General features: G+C 66.9%; 11 protein-coding genes. 5 read left to right on the top strand and 6 right to left on the bottom strand.

What is annotated here, in order from left to right:
• Positions 1-168: 168 nt before the first annotated feature.
• The 3 genes from fadD32 (at position 169) to ACIGKQ_RS10235 (ending at position 9,170) form a co-directional block, all read left to right on the top strand.
• Positions 169-2,070, top strand: coding sequence for a long-chain-fatty-acid--AMP ligase FadD32 (gene fadD32 / locus ACIGKQ_RS10225; RefSeq protein ID WP_396573494.1), 1,902 nt, complete (start codon positions 169-171; stop codon positions 2,068-2,070).
• Positions 2,071-2,158: 88 nt separating this feature from the next.
• Positions 2,159-7,555 carry a polyketide synthase Pks13 gene (gene pks13, locus ACIGKQ_RS10230; protein ID WP_396573495.1) on the top strand — a complete coding sequence of 1,799 codons (5,397 nt, stop codon included), beginning with the start codon at positions 2,159-2,161 and terminating at the stop codon, positions 7,553-7,555.
• Positions 7,556-7,583: 28 nt separating this feature from the next.
• The gene (locus tag ACIGKQ_RS10235; RefSeq protein ID WP_235723318.1) at positions 7,584-9,170 is read left to right on the top strand and encodes an acyl-CoA carboxylase subunit beta; all 1,587 of its coding nucleotides are present in this window, start codon (positions 7,584-7,586) and stop codon (positions 9,168-9,170) included.
• Between the two features lie 113 nt (positions 9,171-9,283).
• Here ACIGKQ_RS10235 and ACIGKQ_RS10240 read toward each other — a convergent pair whose 3' ends face one another.
• The 3 genes from ACIGKQ_RS10240 to ACIGKQ_RS10250 all read right to left on the bottom strand — a co-directional run bounded on the left by ACIGKQ_RS10240 (position 9,284) and on the right by ACIGKQ_RS10250 (position 12,116).
• Complete coding sequence (locus ACIGKQ_RS10240; protein ID WP_396573497.1) at positions 9,284-10,516, bottom strand: DICT sensory domain-containing protein; 1,233 nt, start codon at positions 10,514-10,516, stop codon at positions 9,284-9,286.
• 214 nt (positions 10,517-10,730) lie between these two features.
• The gene (locus tag ACIGKQ_RS10245) at positions 10,731-11,279 is read right to left on the bottom strand and encodes a Dps family protein (protein ID WP_235723320.1); all 549 of its coding nucleotides are present in this window, start codon (positions 11,277-11,279) and stop codon (positions 10,731-10,733) included.
• Positions 11,280-11,393: 114 nt separating this feature from the next.
• The gene (locus ACIGKQ_RS10250; protein ID WP_235723321.1) at positions 11,394-12,116 is read right to left on the bottom strand and encodes a VIT family protein; all 723 of its coding nucleotides are present in this window, start codon (positions 12,114-12,116) and stop codon (positions 11,394-11,396) included.
• 149 nt (positions 12,117-12,265) lie between these two features.
• On the opposite strand from ACIGKQ_RS10250, the gene ACIGKQ_RS10255 reads away from it, so the two are divergent.
• Positions 12,266-12,511, top strand: coding sequence for a FitA-like ribbon-helix-helix domain-containing protein (locus ACIGKQ_RS10255; protein WP_235723322.1), 246 nt, complete (start codon positions 12,266-12,268; stop codon positions 12,509-12,511).
• Complete coding sequence (locus ACIGKQ_RS10260; RefSeq protein WP_287016519.1) at positions 12,498-12,908, top strand: type II toxin-antitoxin system VapC family toxin; 411 nt, start codon at positions 12,498-12,500, stop codon at positions 12,906-12,908. The genes ACIGKQ_RS10255 and ACIGKQ_RS10260 overlap by 14 nt, the downstream gene beginning before the upstream one ends.
• Before the next feature lie 3 nt (positions 12,909-12,911).
• Here the strand turns inward: ACIGKQ_RS10260 and ACIGKQ_RS10265 are convergent, their stop codons facing one another.
• From ACIGKQ_RS10265 to ACIGKQ_RS10275, 3 genes are all read right to left on the bottom strand, one after another.
• Positions 12,912-13,802: an oxygenase MpaB family protein gene (locus ACIGKQ_RS10265; protein WP_396573500.1), complete on the bottom strand. Its 891-nt coding sequence runs from the start codon at positions 13,800-13,802 to the stop codon at positions 12,912-12,914.
• A 239-nt stretch (positions 13,803-14,041) separates the two neighbouring features.
• Positions 14,042-17,359 carry an arabinosyltransferase domain-containing protein gene (locus ACIGKQ_RS10270; protein WP_396573501.1) on the bottom strand — a complete coding sequence of 1,106 codons (3,318 nt, stop codon included), beginning with the start codon at positions 17,357-17,359 and terminating at the stop codon, positions 14,042-14,044.
• Complete coding sequence (locus ACIGKQ_RS10275; RefSeq protein WP_396573502.1) at positions 17,352-20,684, bottom strand: arabinosyltransferase domain-containing protein; 3,333 nt, start codon at positions 20,682-20,684, stop codon at positions 17,352-17,354. The genes ACIGKQ_RS10270 and ACIGKQ_RS10275 overlap by 8 nt, the downstream gene beginning before the upstream one ends.
• Positions 20,685-20,744 lie beyond the last annotated feature (60 nt).

Genomic DNA, 20,744 nt, shown 5'->3' on the forward strand with positions numbered 1-20,744 from the left:
CGAAGGTGCGGTTGACGATCACGAGCATTTCGAACGGGTAACAATTTGGACTACCGTGACCGCGGTAGTACGGACGGGCGTGGAAAGCGTGGGTCGATGGCATGACGGGGGACGTGCCAGCGATCGGGGAGGTAGAGCGCGGTCCACGAGGGGCCACAGGAGTAATGGATGTTGAACACTGAATTTGAGCAGTTCCTCGATGAGAACGGACAGATCCACTTCACCGAGGACGCGACGCTCGTCGACTACGTCGAACGCAACGTACGTGAAGAGGCCGACACCCTCGCGTATCGCTTCATCGACTACAGCCGCGAGCGTGACGGCGAGGCCCAAGACCTGACCTGGGCGCAGTTCGGGAAGCGTCTGCGTGCCGTCGCGGCACGTCTGCAGCAGGTCACCAAGCCGGGTGACCGGGTCGCCATCCTCGCCCCGCAGTCGCTCGAGTACGTGATCGGCTTCTTCTCCGCGCTCTACGCCAGCAATGTCGCCGTGCCACTGTTCTCGCCGGACGAGCCCGGCCACACCGATCGGCTGCACGCCGTTCTCGAGGACTGCAAGCCCACTGCGATCCTGACCTCCACCAAATCGGCCGAGGCGGTCCGGGACTTCTTCAAGCCGCTGCCGGCCAAGGAACGCCCACGGGTCATTGCCGTGGATGCCGTGCCGGATTCCGTCGGTTCGAGCTGGGTCGCTCCCGTCGCCGGCACCGACCACAACAAGGACACCGTCGCCTATCTGCAGTACACGTCGGGGTCGACCCGCGTGCCCGCCGGCGTCGAGATCACCTATCAGGCCGTCGCCGCCAACGTGCTGCAGATCTACGACTGCATCGAGATCGACCGCAATGCCCGCGGCGTGACCTGGCTGCCGATGTTCCACGACATGGGCTTGCTGACGGTGATCCTGCCTGCGCTGGGCGGTAAGTACATCACCATCATGAGTCCGCAGGCATTCGTGCGCCGACCGGGCCGCTGGATCAAGGAACTCGCCGCCGAGTCCGACAACGCGCCCACCTACGCCGCCGCCCCGAACTTCGCCTACGAGCATGCCGCGGCACGTGGTCTGCCCAAGGAGGGCGAACACCTCGACCTGTCCAACGTCATCGGCCTGATCAACGGCTCCGAGCCGGTCACCGTCAGCTCGATGAAGAAGTTCAACGACGCCTTCGCGCCGTATGGTCTGCCGAAGACGGCCATCAAGCCCTGCTACGGCATGGCAGAGGCGACCCTGTTCGTCTCCGCCACGCAGCGCGAGAACGAGGCGAAGGTCATCTACGTCGACCGCGACGAGCTCAACGCCGGCCGGTTCAAGGTCGTCGACCAGCACGCGGACAACGCCGTTGCGCAGGTGTCGTGTGGGCAGGTCGCGCTGAGTCAATGGGCCGCGATCGTCGACCCGGAGACGGCCACCGAGCAGGCCGACGGCCACGTTGGCGAGATCTGGCTGCACGGCATCAACATCGGTGCCGGTTACTGGAACAAGCCGGAGGAGTCCGAGCAGACCTTCCACAACCGCATCACCAACCCGCTTGCCGACGGCAGCCACACCGAGGGCACCGCGGCCGACGCGATCTGGATGCGCACCGGCGACTACGGTGTGTGGCTCGACGGCGAGCTGTACATCACCGGTCGTGTCAAGGACCTGGTGATCGTCGACGGGCGCAACCATTACCCGCAGGACCTGGAGTACTCGGCGCAGGAGGCCAGCGACTCGCTGCGCCCCGGGTTCGTCGCCGCGTTCTCGGTGCCGTCCAACCAGCTGCCCGCCGACGTGTTCGAGCAGTCCACCAGTGGACTGACCTTCGACGCCGATGATGCCTCGGAGCAGTTGGTCATCGTCGCCGAGCGAGGCCCCGGCAAGAAGCACGACCCGCAGGAGATCGCCGACACCGTGCGTGCCGCCGTCGCGCAGCGCCACGGGGTCATGGCGCGCGACATCCTGCTGGTGCCGGCCGGTTCGATCCCGCGCACGTCCAGCGGCAAGATCGCGCGACGCGCCACCCGCACCGCCTATATCGATGGCAGCCTGCGCGGCGGCTACAAGCAGACGGCGTTCCCGGACGCCCAGTAGCGGCACCCATCGGTCGATGCTCATTTTCGTTGCCTGAGGTGGGCGCTTATGCGTCGCCGAGGCATCCCCGATCAGTAGTCTGGAAGCGATGTCTGAACTGAATACCGACGAGTCCGGCGCCAGCACGGACGACCAGTCGCATGCCACCGGAACCGCCGGCGAGACCGCCGGTGATCTGACGGTCGCCGAGCTTCGGGACTGGCTGCGTTCCTGGGTCTCGGACGCCACCGGAATCCCCGCAGAACAGATCTCCGACGACCGGCCGATGGAGGAGTTCGGACTCTCCTCGCGTGACGCCGTCGCCTTGGCCGCCGACGTCGAGGACAAGACCGGCGTGATCCTCACGGCGACTGCGGCCTACAACCATCCGACCATCGCGATGCTGGCCAAGCGCATCATCGAGGGTGATCCCGACGAGCTGCTCGACGACGTCGCCGACACCTTCTGGCAGCGTGAGCGCAGCGCCGACGACGACATCGCGATCGTCGGCCTCGCGACGCGGTTCCCGAAGGCCGGCGCCACTCCGGAGTCGACGTGGGAGGCGCTGATCGGCGGCGTCGACGGCATCAGTGACCTACCCGAGGGCCGGTGGACCGAGTTCACCGATGACCCGCGGATCGCCGAGATCATCGCCGCGTCCAACGTCAAGGGTGGCTATCTCGACGATGTGAAGAGCTTCGACGCCGACTTCTTCCAGATGAGTCCGCGTGAGGTCGAGATGGTGGACCCACAGCAGCGGCTCGCGCTCGAACTCACCTGGGAGGCGCTCGAGCACGCACACATCCCGGCCAGCGACCTCAAGGGCGGTCCGGTGGGTGTGTTCCTCGGAACGTCGACCAACGACTATCAGATGCTGGCGACGATGGGCCTCGGTGAGGGTGCCGAGGAGACCGCGGCCTATGCGTTGACCGGTACGGCCACGTCGATCGTCGCAAACCGCGTCTCTTACTTCTTCGACTTCCACGGGCCGTCCATCGCGGTCGACACCGCCTGCTCGTCGTCCCTGGTGGCCGTGCATCAGGCGGTCCGCAGCCTGCGGTCGGGCGAGAGCTCGGTCGCGTTGGCCGGCGGCGTCAACATGATCATCACGCCCGCGGTCACGCTCGGTTTCGATCGAGTCGGTGCGCAGGCCAAGGACGGCCACATCAAGGCGTTCTCCGCCGACGCCGACGGCATGATCCGTGCCGAGGGTGGCGGACTGGTGGTGCTCAAGCGGATGGCCGACGCCCGTCGTGACGGCGACCAGGTGCTGGCCGTGATCGCCGGTTCCGCGGTCAACTCCGACGGTCGGTCCAACGGCTTGTTCGCCCCGAATCCGGAGGCGCAGGTGGAGGTGCTGCGCGCTGCCTACACCGACGCCGCGATCGACCCGCGCACCGTCGACTACGTGGAAGCCCATGGCACCGGCACGATCCTCGGCGATCCGATCGAGGCCGACGCACTCGGTCGTGTGGTCGGGCGTGGCCGGGTTGTCGGTGCGCCCGCTCTGCTGGGGTCGGCGAAGACCAACTTCGGTCACATGGAGTCCGCGGCCGGTGCGGGCGCGCTGGCCAAGGTGGTCCTGTCGTTGCAGCACAACAAGATTCCAGCCTCGCTCAACTACTCCGGCCCCAATCCATACATCCAGTTCGACGCGAACGGGCTGAAGGTGAACGCGGAGGCAGGCGATTGGCCCCGCTACTCCGGTCACGCCATCGCCGGCGTCTCGGGCTTCGGGTTCGGTGGCACCAACGCGCACGTCATCGTCCGCGAAGTCCTGCCGAGCGATCTGGGTTCGAGCCCTATTGCCGAGGAGTCGGAGTCCGCTGGTCGAGTAGACGCGAACGACCTTCCCGCTGGTCGAGTAGGCGCGAACGACCTTCCCGCTGGTCGAGTAGGCGCGAACGGAGTGAGTGCCGTATCGAGACCAGGCGACATCGACATCGACGCCCTCGACGACGACGAGTACCTCACCGAGGCCGAGCGCGCCGTCCTCGCCGCGCAGGCGAAGCAGGACGAGGCCCCGGCCGAGCAGACCGAACAAGACCCCGCCGAGGGCTTCGCACCTTGCGCCGCGGAAGGCTCGGTTGTCCCACTTGTGCTCTCCGGATTCCTGCCCTCGCGTCGCCGCAAGGCCGCCGAGGATCTGCTGGTGTGGCTGCAATCCGAGGCAGGACAAACGACACCGCTGGTCGACATCGGTCGTGCCCTGGCCCACCGCAATCACGGCCGTTCCCGTGCCGTGGTGATGGCGCGGACCCACGACGACGCCATCGCCGGTGTCCGTGCGGTCGCCGAGGGCAAGAGCAATCCGCTGGTCTACGTGGCCGATTCGCCCGACGCCGCAACCGCGGTGTGGTTGCTGTCGGGCTTCGGTTCGCAGCACCGCAAGATGGCCAAACAGCTCTACACCGAGAACCCGGTGTTCGCGAAGTACGTCGATCGGGTCGACGAGTATGTGCGCAGCGAGCTCGGCTATTCGATCGCCGAGATGTTTCTCGACGACGAGCAGACCTATGGCATCGAGACGAGCCAGGTCGGCATCTACACCATTCAGGTTGCGCTCGCCGACACGCTTCGGCATTTCGGCGCCGAACCCGGTGTGCTGGTGCCGCATTCGATGGGCGAGGCATCCGCCTCCTACATCAGCGGCGGGTTGTCCCTGGAAGACGCGACGCGGGTCATCTGCCAGCGTTCGCGCCTCATGGGCGAGGGCGAGTCGATGCTGCAGGGTGACGACATCCGGCTGATGGCGCTCGTCGAGTACAGCGCCGAGAACATCAACGACGTCCTCGTCGACTACCCCGACCTCGAGATCTGCGTCTACGCGGCACCCACCCACACCGTCATCGGTGGCCCTGAGTCGCAGGTCGATGCGATCGTCGCCCGCGCGGAGGCCGAGGGCAAGCTGGGTCGCAAGTTGCAGACCAAGGGAGCCAGCCACACCTCCCAGATGGACCCGTTGCTCGGCGAACTGGCCTACGAGCTCACCGGTATCGAGCCGCTGCGGCCGACCGTCGGGTTCTACAGCTCGGTGGACCGGGAGACGTTCTACCGACCGGGCCACGAGCCGGTACACACCATCGAGTACTTCACCAAGGGGCTGCGGCACAGTGTCTGGTTCAGCCAGGCGATCGCGAAGTCGGTGGAGAACGGGCACCGCACCTTCCTGGAGCTCTCGCCGAATCCCGCCGTGCTGATCTCTGTTGCCGCGGTGACATTCTCGGCCGGGCTGCACGATGCCGAACTGGTGGAGACGCTCAAACGCAAGGAAGATGAGAGCTACGGACTCGTCAATGCGCTGATGAAGCTGTACGTGCACGGACATCCGGTGAACGTCGGATCTCTGTTCGGTTCCGGCGCATTCGGCGACATCCCGCGGACTCGGTTCGAGCGCCGGGAGTTCTGGCTCAAGGCGCAGCTCGCGAGCGGCGGCTCGGCGGGAACCGTGCCGGGTTCGCACGTCGCACTGCCGGACGGCCGGCACGCGTGGGAGGTGAACGCCTCGGCGGTCGCCGATACGCGCGAGCTGGTGCGGGCTGCGGCGGCGCAGGTGATGGCCGACGCCGTGGTGGGAGCTGTGGTCACGCATGCGCAGATCCCGGCCTCGGGCACGGTGACGACCACGCTGAGCCCGCATCCGGGTGGCGCGTCGGTGACGGTGCATGCCAAGCAGGACAAGAACTTCCGGTTGCTGTTCGAGGCGGCCGTCACGGGCGGGGCCGTGCCCGAACAGGCGAGCGCCCCGGCTGTCGAGACCGCTCAGACGTCACCGGCCGAGGTGTTCGCCGACGACAAGGTGATCACCGAGGACGAGATTGTCGACGACATCGACAACAAATGGAACCCGGAAAGCGGTGAGACGGTCGAGCAGCGACTGGCGATCATCGTCGGCGAGTCCATGGGATACGACCCCGAGGACCTACCGCGCGAGATCCCGCTGATCGAACTGGGTCTCGACTCGCTGATGGCGGTGCGGATCAAGAATCGCGTCGAGTTCGAGTTCGACATCCCTCAACTGCAACTGCAGGCGATGCGTCAGGCGAACCTCGCCGATGTGGTGAAATTCGTCGAGTTCGCGGTCACCCACCGCGATCAGCTCGATGACCTCGCCGACAATGCCGCGGGCGGTGGCGAACTCGACACCGCGGCGCTCAACGCCTACATCGATGAGCAGAACGCGAAGGACGTCGCCGCGCCCGGTGACGGCGTGGCGGCGGACACCCCTACTGGCGTGGCGGCGGACACCCCTACTGGCGTGGCGACGGAGACCCCTACCGCTGGTCGAGTAGCGACGAGCGCTAGCGAGGAGCGTATCGAGACCCCGCAAGCCTCGAACACCCCGCAACCAGCCGACCAGACCCCCACCGACCTCGCCGACCAAGCCGCCGTCGCCGACGCCACCGGCTCCGACGTTCCGCCGCGCGATGCGGCCGAGCGCCTGACATTCGGCGTCTACGCGGTGGTCACCAAGACTTCGGCGGGCGGCGTGTTCAACAAACTCCCGGTGCTCGAAGAAGAAGTGGCCCAACAGCTCACCGATCGTCTCAATGAGCGCACCGGCGGCGACATCGACATGGAAGACATCCTCGACTCGGAAACGATCGAGGAGATGTCGAACTATGTCCGCGAGTACCTCGATGCGGGCGCAGACACCGACGGCTTCCTGCGCTTCTTGCGGGTGGTCGACGGCAAGAAGAGCTACGACACGACCGCCGGAGATCCGGTGCCGGCGTTGCTCTTCCACCCGGCAGGCGGCAACACCTCGGCGTATGAGGCGCTGCTCAAACGGCTGCCCGACGATCAGCCGGTCATCGGCTTCGACCGCGTCGAGGGAACCATCGAGGAGCGGGTGCGCCAGTACCTGCCGCGGCTGCGCGAGGTTGCGCCGCACGGCCCGTACGTGCTCATCGGCTGGTCGCTGGGCGGGGCGTTGGCCTACGGGTGCGCCCAGGTGCTGCGTGAGGAAGGTGAGGAGGTCTCCTTCGTCGGCCTGATCGACGTGGTTCGGCCATCCGAACCCGTGGTGGAGAATGAACAGACCAAGCGTGCCCGACTCGAGCGTTGGCGCGATTTCGCGGTCAAGACCTACGATCTCGACGATGACATCCCGATCCCGATGGACCGGCTCGTGGAAGCCGACGACGAGGGGCAGTTCCAGATCATCATGGAGATGATGTCGATGTCGGGCACCAAGATCCCGGGCGGCATCATCGAACACCAGCGCACGTCGTTCCTCGACAACCGTGCGCTGACCAACATCGAACCCACCCACTATGACGGCAAGGTGGTCCTCTATCGTGCCGACAAGATGCACGACGGTGCGATCGAACTGGAACCGCAGTGGGCGAACATCGACGAAGACGGCCGGTGGGGTGAGGTCGTGGACGATCTGGAGATCATCCACATCGGCGGCGATCACCTGTCGATCGTCGACGAGCCGTTCATCGCCAAGATCGGTGCGGATCTCACCCGGCGACTGCGTGAAGTGGACGCACGCCGGTGAGTTCGGTAGGTGGGAGAAAGCGAGCATCGTGACTGACACGACCGAGGTCGGGACGGCAGCACCGGCCAATGCGACAACCGCGGCGAAGCTGGCGGATCTGCGTGAGAAGCTGGAATCGGCACAGGAACCCGGCGGCGAGAAGGCGATTGCCAAACGCGAGGCGAAGGGTATCTGCTCGCCGCGCGAACGGCTGACGATGCTCTTCGACCCGGGCACCTTCGTCGAGATCGGTGCGCTCGCCAAGATGCCGGGTGCCGCGCACTCGGGATACGGCGACGGTGTGGTCACCGGGCACGGCCTGGTGCACGGCCGACCAGTTGCCGCGTTCTCCCACGATCAGACCGTGTTCGGCGGAACTGTCGGAGAGATGTTCGGCCGCAAGGTGTCTGCGCTGATGGAGTGGGCCGGAAAGATCGGCTGCCCGATGGTCGGCATCAACGACTCCGCCGGTGCGCGTATTCAGGACGCCGTCACCTCGCTGGCGTGGTACGCCGAAATGGGTCGTCGAAACCTGCTGCTGTCCGGTCTGGCCCCACAGATCTCGGTGATCCTCGGCAAGTGTGCCGGCGGTGCGGTCTACACCCCGGCCAACACCGACATCCTGGTGGCCGTCGAGGACAAGAGCTACATGTTCGTCACCGGACCAGATGTGCTCAAACAGGTCAACGGCGAGGACATCTCGGCCGAGGACCTCGGTAGCGCCCACAACCAGGCGCGCTGGGGCAACATCCATCACGTCGCACCCGACGAACGCGCCGCCTTCGACTGGGTGCGGGAGTACCTGCAGTACATGCCGTCGAGCGCGTATGAGCAGCCGCCGGTCATCAACCCCGGTCTGGAACCGGAGATCACCGAGTCGGATCTGTCGTTGAACGCCTTCATGCCCGACAACGACAACGCCGGCTACGACATGCACGACATCATCATCAAGCTCTTCGACGATGGTGCGTTCCACGAGGTCGGCGAGCTGTTCGCGCCGAACATCCTCACCGGTTATGCGCGTGTGGATGGCCGATCGGTGGGTGTGGTGGCCAACCAGCCATCGGTGATGTCGGGCGTGCTGGACACCGATTCGTCGGAGAAGGCGACCCGGTTCGTCCGGATCTGCAACGCATTCCGCATCCCGCTGATCTTCCTGGTCGATACACCGGGCATCCTGCCGGGGCTCGCCGAGGAGCAGAAGGGCACCATCCGGCGGTCGGGCAAGTTCCTGTATGCCTACGTGGAGGCCGACGTCCCGAAGGTGACGGTGGTGCTGCGCAAGGCCTACGGCGGTGCGTATGCGGTGATGGGCTGCAAGCAGCTCGGTGCCGATATCAACTTGGCCTGGCCGAGCGCGAAGATCGCGGTGATGGGTGCCGAATCCGCTGCGGCGGTGCTCACGCGGCGGCAGACCGACGGGATGTCGGCGGCCGAAGCCGACAAGGTGCGGCGCGACTTCATCGACTTCTACAACACGATGATGGCAACCCCGTACCTTGCCGCCGAACGCGGATACATCGACGCCGTGATCGAGCCCGCCGAGACCCGGCTGCAGCTCCGGAAGGCGTTGGCGCAGTTGCGGGACAAGACCGAATACCGGACGCCCCGCAAGCACTACCTGATGCCGATCTGACGGTTCCTGGTCATCGGCCAATGTCCGCCGGGATCACCGTGCAGCGTCGCCGGGCGGATTATCCGGTCGGCGGCGTCCACCGGTGATCCCGCCGGACACGGGACGGGTACGAGTCAGTCGAATCGCCGCAGAATCGAGTGCACGGCTTGGGTGACGGTGAGCCGGTCGTAGCTCTGCACGAAGTCGAAGGTGCGGTCGAGATCGCTTGCGCCGCTGTGTAGATCGCGCGCAGATAAAAGTGCGGCGAAGTGGGGTCCGAGTACGGCGACGTTCCATTCGTTGACCAGGTCATCGTCGGGGTCGAGCGGTGCGCGGTGGACGTTGCCGTCCCGGACATCCGGCAGTCCCACGCCGTACACACCGGCAAGCCCGGTCTGCTCCGACATGTCACGCCACCGGTCCGCGGTGCGGCGGGTGAAGTGGTCGGCGTGTTGGAAGGTGCCCAGCACAATCGAGGCGCCACCGATCGCGGCCTGGTGCTCGAGTGCCTTGCTCATCTCGATCAGCAGCCGCTTGTCACCAAGACGGGGCGTGAGCGAGGTTGCGGCGATGGCGTAGGGCGTCTGTTGGTCAGGTGCCGGCGTAGACCACACCGGCAGCTCCGGCAGCGGCACGATCGTGGAAGTGGCCAGCGACTCGGGGTTCTCGACCGAGGGATACAGGGCCCCTATGCCGAATGATGCACCCATCGTCATGGCGATGACCCGGCGCGCCTCGTCGTCGACGCCCTCGGCCACCACGACCGCCTGACTGCGTTCGGTGTGCGCGGCCAGGGTGTGCGCGAGCTGGGCCGATTCCGGGTTGGAGTTCTGATTCAGCAGTTCGGCCGAAGTGATCACGATGTCGGGTTCGATCAGCGTCAGCAGCGTCGCGGCGTGGTCGCTGCTGCTCAACCCGTCGACGCAGATCACCTTGCCGGCAGCCCGTGCTCGGGCCACACGGGCGAGGGTGCGTTGTGGGCTGCGTTCCACAGCGCTCGGCAGGACCACCATCACGTGGCGCTCGAGCACCTCAACGGTGTCGTCGCCGAGTTCGTCGAACAATTCGAGATCCATCCCGACCAGCATCGGCAGGATCTTGGCCACCGACTGTGCCCGCGCGCTGCGGGCCAGCTCACGTCGTCGACGGTCCAGGACGTGATGCTGCTCCATCAACCGAGCGGCTCGACGCAGCGCATCCGCGGTCCCCAACCGGGTACCGGAGGGGCCGCGGAGTTGCAGTTCGACGGCCGCGAGGGCACCGTCGGTGAGCCGGCACACCGGCGCGAACTGCATGTAGAGCTCCAGATCCTCGAACAGGGTGAACCCGCCCTCGGTGGCCGGTGCCTGCCTGACCTCGGGGGTCATGCGGTAACAGCGATCATCGGGCGCCTCCCGTCAGAGCTGTGAATGCTCCGAGATGAAGTGGGAGGATGCGGTCTTTTTCACATCCTGTGCAGTGCAAACATGCAAGCATGCTGCTCTGCGGCCAGGATAACAAAGGTGGTGCCGGCTCCCCGGTCGAGCGGAGGCTGGCTGGAGGGCCGGCAGCGGGCATCGGCCACCTGAAGGCGGGCGGCGATCAGTTGGCGGTGCGAGCGGCCTCCGCGGCAGCGGACTCGCTGGACTGGCCGGCGTTGGCCAGCTCGCCGGTGTAGCTCTCCAGGTGGGCGCGGACGAACCACTGGAACTTCTCGAGTTCGGCAGTCTGGCCGATGAGGATGTCCTCGGTGATCGGGTCGATCTTGCCGATCTTCTCGATCGCGGAACGGTGTGAGGTGATGAAGCCGTCGTAGACCAGGTCGAGCGCACCGAGATGGGCCTGCGCGGTATCGCGGCCGATCGAATAGTCGCCCCACGAACGGTCGTCCTCGATGGCCTTGGCGGTGCCGCGCGGGGACGAGCCCAGCGTGGCGATGCGCTCGGCGAGCGTGTCGGCGTAGCCGCGGACGAGGTCCACCTGCGGGTCGATCATCTCGTGCACCCCGATGAAGTTGGCGCCGACCACATTCCAGTGGATGTGCTTGAGCGTGAGGTGCAGATCGTTGAGCGCGCTGAGCCGTTCCTGCAAGGTATCGGACACGGTGGTTGCTGATTCGACGGACAATCCGGGAGCGGTGAATGAAGTCATGTCCCCGACGTTAGGAACCTTCCTCGGTTCCAACGACCTTCGACCGTGATCGGCAACTCAACCGAGACCGATGGTCACGGAGCGGTAACGGTGCCGAATGAGCTGAGTACCCGGTTAGACGACGGCCGTGCCCACCAGTCGCCCGATCGCGAAGGTCACGATCATCGCGATCGCGCCACCGATCACCACCCGCACCATCGGACGCCACGGACGCGAGCCGCCCAGCGTCGCGCCCGTCGCGCCGGTCAGTGCCAACGCCACCAGTACGGCCACGAAGGCGACCGGGATGCGCCAGGACGGTGTGGGCACGAGGATCGCGATCAGGGGTAGTAAGGCGCCGATGGTGAACGAGATCGCCGACGACGCGGCGGCCTGCCACGGGTTGGTCAGCTCGTGAGGATCGATGCCCAACTCGACCTCGGCGTGGGCTTCGAAGGCGTCGTTCTCGGTGAGCTCGGAGGCGACGCGGCTCGCGGTCTCGTGGCTCAGGCCCTTGGCCTCGTACAGTCCGACGAGCTCGTCGAACTCCTCGTCGGGTTGCTCGGCGAGCTCGCGACGCTCCTTGGCCAGCAACGTCTCCTCGCTGTCGCGCTGGGTGCTCACCGAGACGTACTCGCCGAGCGCCATCGACACCGCGCCCGCAGCCAGGCCGGCAACGCCGGCGGTGAAGATGGCGCCCCGGTCGGCGGTGGCGGCGGCGACACCCACCACGATGCCTGCGGTGGACACGATGCCGTCATTGGCGCCCAGGACGCCTGCCCGCAGCCAGTTGAGCCGGTTGGCCAGCGATCCGCGGTGGGGCTCGTTGCGGTGCTGATGCTCGTGGTCGACGGTCATGGGTCAACTCAACTGGCGCAGGACGATTCACGCAAGCAAGGCAAAGGTTGCCTCAGCATGGCCACCCGCTCCCTGAGGAGCGAACTTGCGAGTGTCACGAAGGGCGGCCCTACCTGCAGTGATGCAAGAACGCATGTTAACATGCACACATGCCCAAAACCGTGCAGATTCGTGACATCGACGACGATGTGTACGCCGCGCTGTCACGTCGCGCCGCGGAGGAGGGGGTCAGTGTGCCGGAGTTGCTCCGACGTGAGGCCACCCGCATGGCGTCACGTCCGTCGGTGGCCGAATGGCTGCGCCGCACCGCGCGGCGCCCATCGCAGATCTCGACCGCAGAAGCGTTGGATGCGCTCGACAACTGGCGGGGGCAGTGGCCGGATGCTCGTCGTTGACGCGTCGTGCCTGTTCGAGGTGGTCGCCGATACCCCACGGGCCGACGACATCCGCGCACGCCTCGCGTCGGACACCGACCATACCGCTCCCGAGGTGATCGATGTTGAGGTGCTCGGAGTCATTCGCGCGCAATATCTTCGAGGACGACTCGACGAGACGGCGGCCGCGTTGGCGGTCGACGACCTTCGGGACTGGCCGGGTGACCGGCACTCACATCGGTGGATGCTCGACAGGGTGTGGGAGCTGCGCGATTCGGTTCGCGGCTGGGATGCGTTCTACGTCACGCTCGCGGAGGCCATGGACGCCACGCTCCTCACGATGGACGCCCGCCTGGCACGAGCGCACGGACCACGGTGCGCAATCGAGGTGCTCGGCGGCGAGCCGCGCCAAACGTGACCGTCAGAACACCTTCAGCCCCAACCGCCGTCGTAACCGCATGTCGAGCACATAGGTGAACAGCATGCCCCGCATGAGTCGGCCGGTCGCAGGATCGAGCGCGCGGGCCACGCGCAGCGTCCGTGCATAGAGCCGCTCATCGCCGGGGCCCCATCGCCACTGCATCATGTCGCGGAACTCGGGTGGCAGCCCCGCATTGATCAGGTAGTTCATCGGCCGGCCGAGTACTTTGTGCGCCACCGTGCCCGCGGTGCCGAAGCGATGGCGCAGGAACGACAGATCCGAGAGTTGTTGGAGCAGATCGCGCACCGGTGGGTCGATGGTCATGTCGCCGAGCTGATCGTCCCAGTACTCCTGCAATTGCCGGTAACTCGACGGCCACTGGTCGGGCCGGACGTTGAGGGTGGTGCCCAGCCACCGGGCGTCGGTGATGATGCGTTCCTTCTCTGCCACGGTGAGGCGGCCGTAGAGCAGCTCGTACTGGTCGATGAAGTACTTGAGCAGACAGATCGCCACCCACAGTTGGAGCCGGGAGTCGTTGGCGCTGTATCGGACCGGACTCTCGGCAGTGGAGTACACCAGATCATGGACTCGCTTCAGCTCGTCATGGACGTAGCGCCGGTCGTCGTCGTCGCCGAGCAGGGCGACGGCCAGGAAGGTGCCGGTGGTCCGGCTGCGCTTGATCGGGTGCTTGACCGCGCTGCCCGAATCCACACGGCTCTCCACCACGCCGTACCCGACCCTGGGGTTCGCCAGCTGCATGATGACGTTGGCGCCGGCGATGGTGGGGCCCAGTCCTGTCACCAAGTCGCCGGTGCGGCGGATGCGGCGACGGTGCCGGGATGCACGGACATCCGCGACATGCGCGTGCTGGTAGTGGTCGACGGTGGCCATGCCCCATCATGGGCACCGACAATGCGGTTTGTGCCGAAAACCGGCACAAACCGCAACATTCCGTAGACATAACCGTGATGCGCCGGCGGGTCTCGATACGGCCCTGACCCAGCGGCTCGGCCTACTCGACCAGCGGTTGGGGCGTCCTGCTGATTGAGTAGCCGCGAACGAAGTGAGTGGGGTATCTCCTGCTGATCGAGTAGCCGCGAACGAAGTGAGTGGCGTATCGAGATCGACCGTCAGTAACCACTCGACCGCATCGGCGCCGGGTCGTACAGTCCCGAGCGGCGCGCCGTTCCCAGATCGAGTTCGGCCGGCGGTGCCGGGGCGATCTCGGTGAACCGCTGGAGCCCGCCCCAGTCGCGACCCCAGTTGTTGCGCAGGTAGGTCGGGAGCAGGGTCGGTTTGAGCATCGCCTCGGTGATGCCCAGCGGTCCGCCGGCCTTGCCCGACATCCAGGTCTGGCTGTTCTTCCGGGTGGCCTCGGCGTCGGGCATGATCCGCCACTGCGGCACCTCGAGCACACCGTCGGACACCGCCATCGGCTGCTGACAGGGGAACACGAACCCTGGAAGCCAGTCGATGAACACCGGATCGGTGGTGCCCACGACGTCGTTGAGTGTCTGCAAGGTGGTGACGCGTGGTGGCGTGATGGCCACCCACTCCGAGGGCGCACCGGCGCTGTCGCGCACCTCTACTCGCACCACATCCGCCCGTGGTGGGGCATCGGCGAGCGGGTAGCGCAGGTTGCGCCAGATGGGTACCTCGCCGATGTCGATCGGCGACATCATCCCGACCGGGGTGACACTGCCGTCGGCCTCGGTGCGACCGAATTGCACGTTCACCTGCTGGCCGGAATGTACGACCCCCAATCCGTCGACGGCCTCCACCGAACCGGCCGCCGCGATCGTCAGCAGCGGGGCGTCGGCGCTGCGGGCCGGGAGTTGGTACCAGTCGGTGGTCAGTGATCCGGTGCCGGCGGGCGAACCATAGCTGCCCAGCACCGGGGTGTTGGCCGGGTTCAGACCGAACGGCAGGCTCACGGTGGAGCCGTTGACGCCGCGGACGCCTTGACCACCCTCCGTGCCGCCCTGCGCGGATTCGCTGGTCTCGGTGGATTCGTCGGCGCCGGCACCGGTCTGGGCCGTGTTCTGTGCTGACGTCGTTGCGGTGTCGGCGTCCTCGGTGGAATCGATCGACAGGCGGTTGGGGACGCCGTTCGGGGTGAAGCCGGGCGGGTTGGTCGAGCCGGCGAGCGCCGCCGAGATATCCGGTGCCGCGCGACCGTCCACGGCCGCCGGGAGCAACAACCCGGTGTTCGGGTCTGCCTCCACCAGCACGTCGTTGGCCAGGGCGCACTCGTTGCCGGTCAACGCCCGCGCGTTGGATTTCAGCCACGACCAACTGTCGCGTTGTTCGTAGGCGCCCTTGACGAAGGACAGGATCATGAATATCACCATGAACGCCGAGATCACCGGTAGGGGTGAGAACTTCAGCTTCGACAACCATCCGGAGCCGCCGCGGGTGCGGGTCTGCTCGTCGACGTAGTCGTCGCGGAAGTGGTACCACAGACCGACCAACGCGGTCACCACCGCGATCACCAGGATGGCCCAGCCCACCTTGATCCCGGCGATCGACGGTGGCCGATCCCACCACGGCACACCGAAACTGCCGACAAACCACCAGCCGTTGGTTCCGGTGAACGAGATCGCGGTGACCGCGAGGACTGCGGCGGCGAAGAAGGTGCGGTTGCGGCGTGACCGGAGTATTGCCGGTGCCATCATTGCGCCGGCCGCCGCGGCCAGACCGGCCGCGATGCCGGCGTACACACCGAAGTGGTGGGTCCATTTGGTGGGGGTGAACGCGATGAAGAACATGGTGCCCAGCGTCACTGCGATGAGTCGCCAGATCGGTGCGCGGGCAACACCGTTGGGGTGCTCGCGGCGCAGTAGCCGCAGCAACACCACCACCAGGCACAAGATCATTATCAGCACACCGAATCGGCGGGCGAGCGTGCCGTCGGCGGTCGGCAGTATCAGGTAGTAGTAGCGCACCGGCTCCGACCACCACTCCAGCGTGGGCCCGACGTCGGAGGCGACCTTGTTGCCCGCGATGAGCGGGGCCAGTGGCTGGTCGAAGAAGATCTGGTACAGCACCGCGGTACCGGCGGCCAGGATCGGTGCGATCATCGCGAGCAGTCCGTCGCGCCGACGTCTCGTCACCAATGTCTTGATGACCGGCCGGATTCCGGCGAGCAACGCCGCGACGGCCATCAGGCCACCCGGCGCGAGCGCGAGGGTGAACGCGGCGGTCACCACGGCGACGGCATAGGGCAGCAGTCGCCGGGTGGCGATGGCGCGTTCCACACAGCACCAGGTGAGCAGCGCGCCGACGGCCTCGGCCGGTTCGGGCCGCAGACCGTTGTTGTAGGGCAACCAGATCGCCAGGAACACGAACGCGGCCGACCACACCGCGGGGGTGCTGTTGCGCACTGCCCGCCCGAGTCGCGGGATCACCTCTCGGCTGATCAACCACCAGCCGAGCAGCCCGAGCAGGAATGCCGGCAACCGCATCCACGGCGCGGCGAGGCTCACATGGGTCATCGCCGCGATGACCTGGAAGTGCCATCCGAACGGATCCTGCGGGACGCCGAAGTATCGGAAGTAGTTGTCGGCGTATCCCGCTTCGCCGGCGATGCGGCCGACGGTGAAGTTGTAGCCGTCGTCGGAGGTGTTGGCGCCGCCGATCCACCAGAACGCCAGGATCGCGAACACCGCGATGTCCGGACCGCGGATGGTCCACCAGCCCGATGGCAGGAACCGCTTGTGGCTGCGGCCGTCGGCCCGGTCGAGGATGCCCAGCGCGATCAGCGACAGGATCGTCATCAGGATGCCGAGGACGATCACTGCGACCTTGAGCGGCGCCGGAGTGCTGACGTAGCGCGTGTCGATGGTGGCGTGCAGCGACAGTCCCTCGCGCGATGCCGTCGCCGGAAGATCGGTGTAGACGCCGACGATCTGCGGGCGCAACTCGTGGTCGGGGACGGAGAAGGTGTGTTGGCCGTCGCCGGTGACGTTGTCGATGCGGGCGTTGACCCCGTCGCCATCGGCGTGGAACACGATGCGGCAGTTCGGATTCGCCTGCGCCGCGGCGCGTGGCGTGTTGAGGATCACGACGTCACGGTCGGTGACGAGCAGCGCGTCCTGTGTGGCCCGGATCATCAGGGCCCGCGCCGCCGCATCCTGCCCGCCGGCCGGGATGGTGGACAGCAGCATCCCGCCGGTGTCGGGCAGGTCGGACGCCAGTGCGCACGGCACGGTCACGTCCATGTCGATGGGTACATACGACACCAGCGGGGCGGCGACGTCACCGACCTGCTCTCCCTGCGGCCAGTTCAGTTCCGCGGTGGACTGATTCACCGGGAGCAGCGGGGTGACGAGCGCCATGAGGAAACCGAGCAGACCGGCCACCACCGCGACGATCCGGGCGGTCCGGTGATCGATGCGCGGTGCACGGGTGCCGGTCGACGGCGCGTCGGTCGTCGGTGTGTCAGTCATCGGATTGCGGCTCCACCCTGATCGAACCGGTGCGCGACCAGCCCCATTGCGTCGATTGCGTTGTGTCGAGCCGGACGTCGGCGGCCCCCGGGACCAGCGGCGTGAGCCGTTCCAGCGCACCCCATTCCCGCGTCCAGTCGTCCTTCAAGTACGTCGGCACAGCCTGCGCCGATGTCGTCGACTCGGAGATCGAGAGCAGGCCGCCGTCGGCGCCTGCCTGCCACGTCTTCGACTGCGAGTTGGTCAGCGGATAGTCGCCCATGATGCGCCACTGCGGTACCTCGGCGACTCCGTTGGCGATGTGCAGCGGGCGCTGGCACGGGAAGTGGGCTGCGACGATGAAGTCGATCAGCGTGGGTGCCCGCGACCCGACGACCCGCTGCAGGGTTTGTAGCCGCGGCGCGCGGGGCGGGGTGACGGCGATGAACTGGTCGCGGCCCAGATTGTTGTCGGCGAGTTCGAGTCGCATCGCGGTGGCCCGCGGCGGAGCGGCGCTCATCGGGACCCGCAGGTTGCGCCACGGCCGGTTGGTGATGACCGGGCCCGGGTCGATCGGCAAGACGTCGGGGCCAACCTGGACGAACTCACCATTGGGTCCAGGTCGCCCGAACTGCACCACCAGCTTCTGTCCGAACACACGGACCCCGAAGGTGTCGATCGTGGACACCGCTCCGGCAACGCTGAACACCAGCAGCGGCGACACCGCTCGTACCGCCGGCAGCTCGTACCAGCCGGTGGTCATCTGGGCCTGACCCGGATAGCCGAAGCTCCCCAGGACGGGTGTGGTGGCCGGGTCCAGGCCGTAGGGCAATGCCGCAGTGGACCCGTTGACCGTCCGGGGGCCCTGCCCGCCGGTGGTCCCGGCACCGAGGCCGCCGGTGATCGCGAAGGGGCGCGAGAAACTGGCCGATACGTTCATCTGGCCGGGGCGCTGATTACCCGGATCGGGCAGGAGGTCGTTCGGGATGCCGTTCGGGGTGAATCCGACCGGATCGGAGCCGGTCAACGCCTCGGTAATCGACTGCCCGTTCGCCGGCGTCAGCATGCCGGAGTTGGGGTCCGGCTCCACCAGGACCTTCTCCGACATGCCGCAGCTGTTGCCGCGGAGGGCGTCGATGTTCTCGGCGAGCACGGTGGTCGCCGGATACCGGGTGACGGCGGCCTTGGCGAACACCAGCACCTCGGCGATGACCATCAGGCCGGCGACCACCGCGATCGGCGACGACGCCAAGAACAGTCGACGACGGTCGGCGCGACTCTGGTCACGTCCCTCACCGGCGTGCGCGAGCCCCTTGTTCTCCACGTAGTCCAGACGCAGGTGCTGCCACACCGCGACCGCGGCCGCGACGACCGCCAGGACCAAGAACATCGTCGACACCGGCCGGCCGGCCAGCACAGGGGCCCGGTCGAACCAGGAGATGCCGTATTCGTAGGCGAACGGCCACGAGTTGTAGCCGGCGGTCGCCGCGGCCAGGGCGAACAACAGGCCGGAGATGAACACCGTCAGGTTGCGGGCAGACCGCGCCGCCGACTGCGCGACCGCCAGGGTGGCCGTCGCCGCCAGCGCGGCGGCGAGCCCGGCGAAGATGCCGAATTGGATGGTCCACTTGGTCGGGGTGAACGCCAGCAACAGCAGGGTGACGCCTACGGCGCCGACGAGACGCCACGCCGGGCCGGGGTCGACTCCGCGGATGCGGGTACGGCGCAGCAGGACGGCGACGGTCACGATCAGCGCAGCAAGCAGGAGCAGGACCGGCACCCGGCGGGTGAGTGTGCCGTCGTCGGTGGTGACGGAGATGAAGTAGTAGCGCAGGTACTCCTGATGCCAGCTGATCACCGGCCCCACCTGGTAGCGGATCTTCATCGCCTCCACGACAGTGGCCAGCGTCTGGTCGCGGAACACCACGATCAGCACCAGCAACCCGGCGGCGGCCATCGGTGCCAGCAGGGCGAGGGTGCCCGCCTCGCGGCGGCGGTCGAGCAGGATGTGCAGCAGCGGTCGTGCGGATACCAGCAGGATGGCGACTGCGATCACGCCGTGCGGGGCCAGTGCCAAGGTGAAGCCTGCGGCGATGGCCGCCAGCGCGGCCGGCAGCAGCCGTCGGGTCGCGATGGCCTGCTCGGCGGCCCACCAGGTGAGCACGGACCCGAGCACGATCATCGTCTCGCTGCGCAAACCGCTGTTGAACGGCAGCCAGAACGCGAGAAAGACCAACGCGGCAGCCCAAATCGCCCAGCCACTGCGGCGCACCGCCGCACCGAGCCGGGGCAGCAGGACTCGACTGAGCACGAACCACGACGCCAGGCCCGCCAGCAGCGGCGGAAGATGCATCCACAACAATGACGGTGAGATGGCCGACCAGTGGGCCAGGAAGCTGTAGTACCAGTCGAACGGCGCCTCGGGGATGCCGTACCAGCGGTAATAGTTCGCGAGGTAGCCCGAGGCGTCGGCGGTACGGCCCATATTGAGGATGTAACCGTCATCGGCGGTGCCGGCGCCGAGCACCGTCCACACCATCAGCACGCCGGTGACCACGATGTCGGCAGGGCTGGGAACCGCGATACGCCATCGTGGGCGGGTGCGCACGCCGATCCGTCGGTGATATCCGTGGATGCGGTCGAGCAACCCGAGCGCGATCAACGCCACCAGCACCGCGATCACCGCGAGCACCATCACGATCAGCTTCAGGGTCGTCGGCGAGCTGACGTAGCGGTTGTCGATCTGCACCTGCACCCGCAACCCGTCCTGAGCTGCGGCGGTGACTTCCGCGGTGGAGAGATCGGAGAAGATGCCGTCGACCTGCGGACGTTTGTCCGGCGGCAGCACGGTGGGCTCACCGAGCCCCACGAACTGGGCGCCGGGCCCCGACGGCTCGGAGAAGACACGGAGATCACTGCACTGCGACAGTTGATCGCGGGGTGCGCTCGCCGCCAGGGAGTTACGGAAGGTGACCGACACCGCGTCGCGGCCGGCGGTGACATACAGCGCCGAGGACCTGCTCTGGGGAGCGTCCGCGGGCATCGTCGTCAGCACGTCGCCGACCGGCGCCGCGGCGAGCACGCTGCACGGGATGGTGGCGTCGAGGGACTGCGGTGTCTGCGCGATGAGCGGGGCCACCACCGACGACGACTCGGGCGACAGCTGCTGACCCTGCGGCCAGACGAAGGAGGCGTCGGTGGATTCCACCGGCAGAAACGGGGCGATCGCACAAAGGACGGCCCCGACGATGCCGGCGACGATCGCCACCGTGCGTGCGGTGCCCGCGGACACCCTGGTTCTGGGCTGCGCCGCGTCGGGCGCCGCGTTCGGGGCTGTCACAGGCACGATGTCTGATGCTAAGCGACTTCGCGGTGAGTACCTAGTCAACGGTCGCAGCCGCCGGTC

It is taken from the genome of Gordonia sp. NPDC062954, from assembly GCF_044543825.1.
GTDB lineage: Bacteria > Actinomycetota > Actinomycetes > Mycobacteriales > Mycobacteriaceae > Gordonia > Gordonia tangerina.

Excerpts from the sequence above, each read along its gene's own strand:
- fadD32 (WP_396573494.1), top strand. The coding sequence starts at position 169 with ATGTTGAACACTGAATTTGAGCAGTTCCTCGATGAGAACGGACAGATC.
- pks13 (WP_396573495.1), top strand. The coding sequence starts at position 2,159 with ATGTCTGAACTGAATACCGACGAGTCCGGCGCCAGCACGGACGACCAG.
- ACIGKQ_RS10240 (WP_396573497.1), bottom strand. The coding sequence starts at position 10,516 with ATGACCCCCGAGGTCAGGCAGGCACCGGCCACCGAGGGCGGGTTCACC.
- ACIGKQ_RS10245 (WP_235723320.1), bottom strand. The coding sequence starts at position 11,279 with ATGACTTCATTCACCGCTCCCGGATTGTCCGTCGAATCAGCAACCACC.
- ACIGKQ_RS10250 (WP_235723321.1), bottom strand. The coding sequence starts at position 12,116 with ATGACCGTCGACCACGAGCATCAGCACCGCAACGAGCCCCACCGCGGA.
- ACIGKQ_RS10255 (WP_235723322.1), top strand. The coding sequence starts at position 12,266 with ATGCCCAAAACCGTGCAGATTCGTGACATCGACGACGATGTGTACGCC.
- ACIGKQ_RS10260 (WP_287016519.1), top strand. The coding sequence starts at position 12,498 with ATGCTCGTCGTTGACGCGTCGTGCCTGTTCGAGGTGGTCGCCGATACC.
- ACIGKQ_RS10265 (WP_396573500.1), bottom strand. The coding sequence starts at position 13,802 with ATGGCCACCGTCGACCACTACCAGCACGCGCATGTCGCGGATGTCCGT.
- ACIGKQ_RS10270 (WP_396573501.1), bottom strand. The coding sequence starts at position 17,359 with ATGACTGACACACCGACGACCGACGCGCCGTCGACCGGCACCCGTGCA.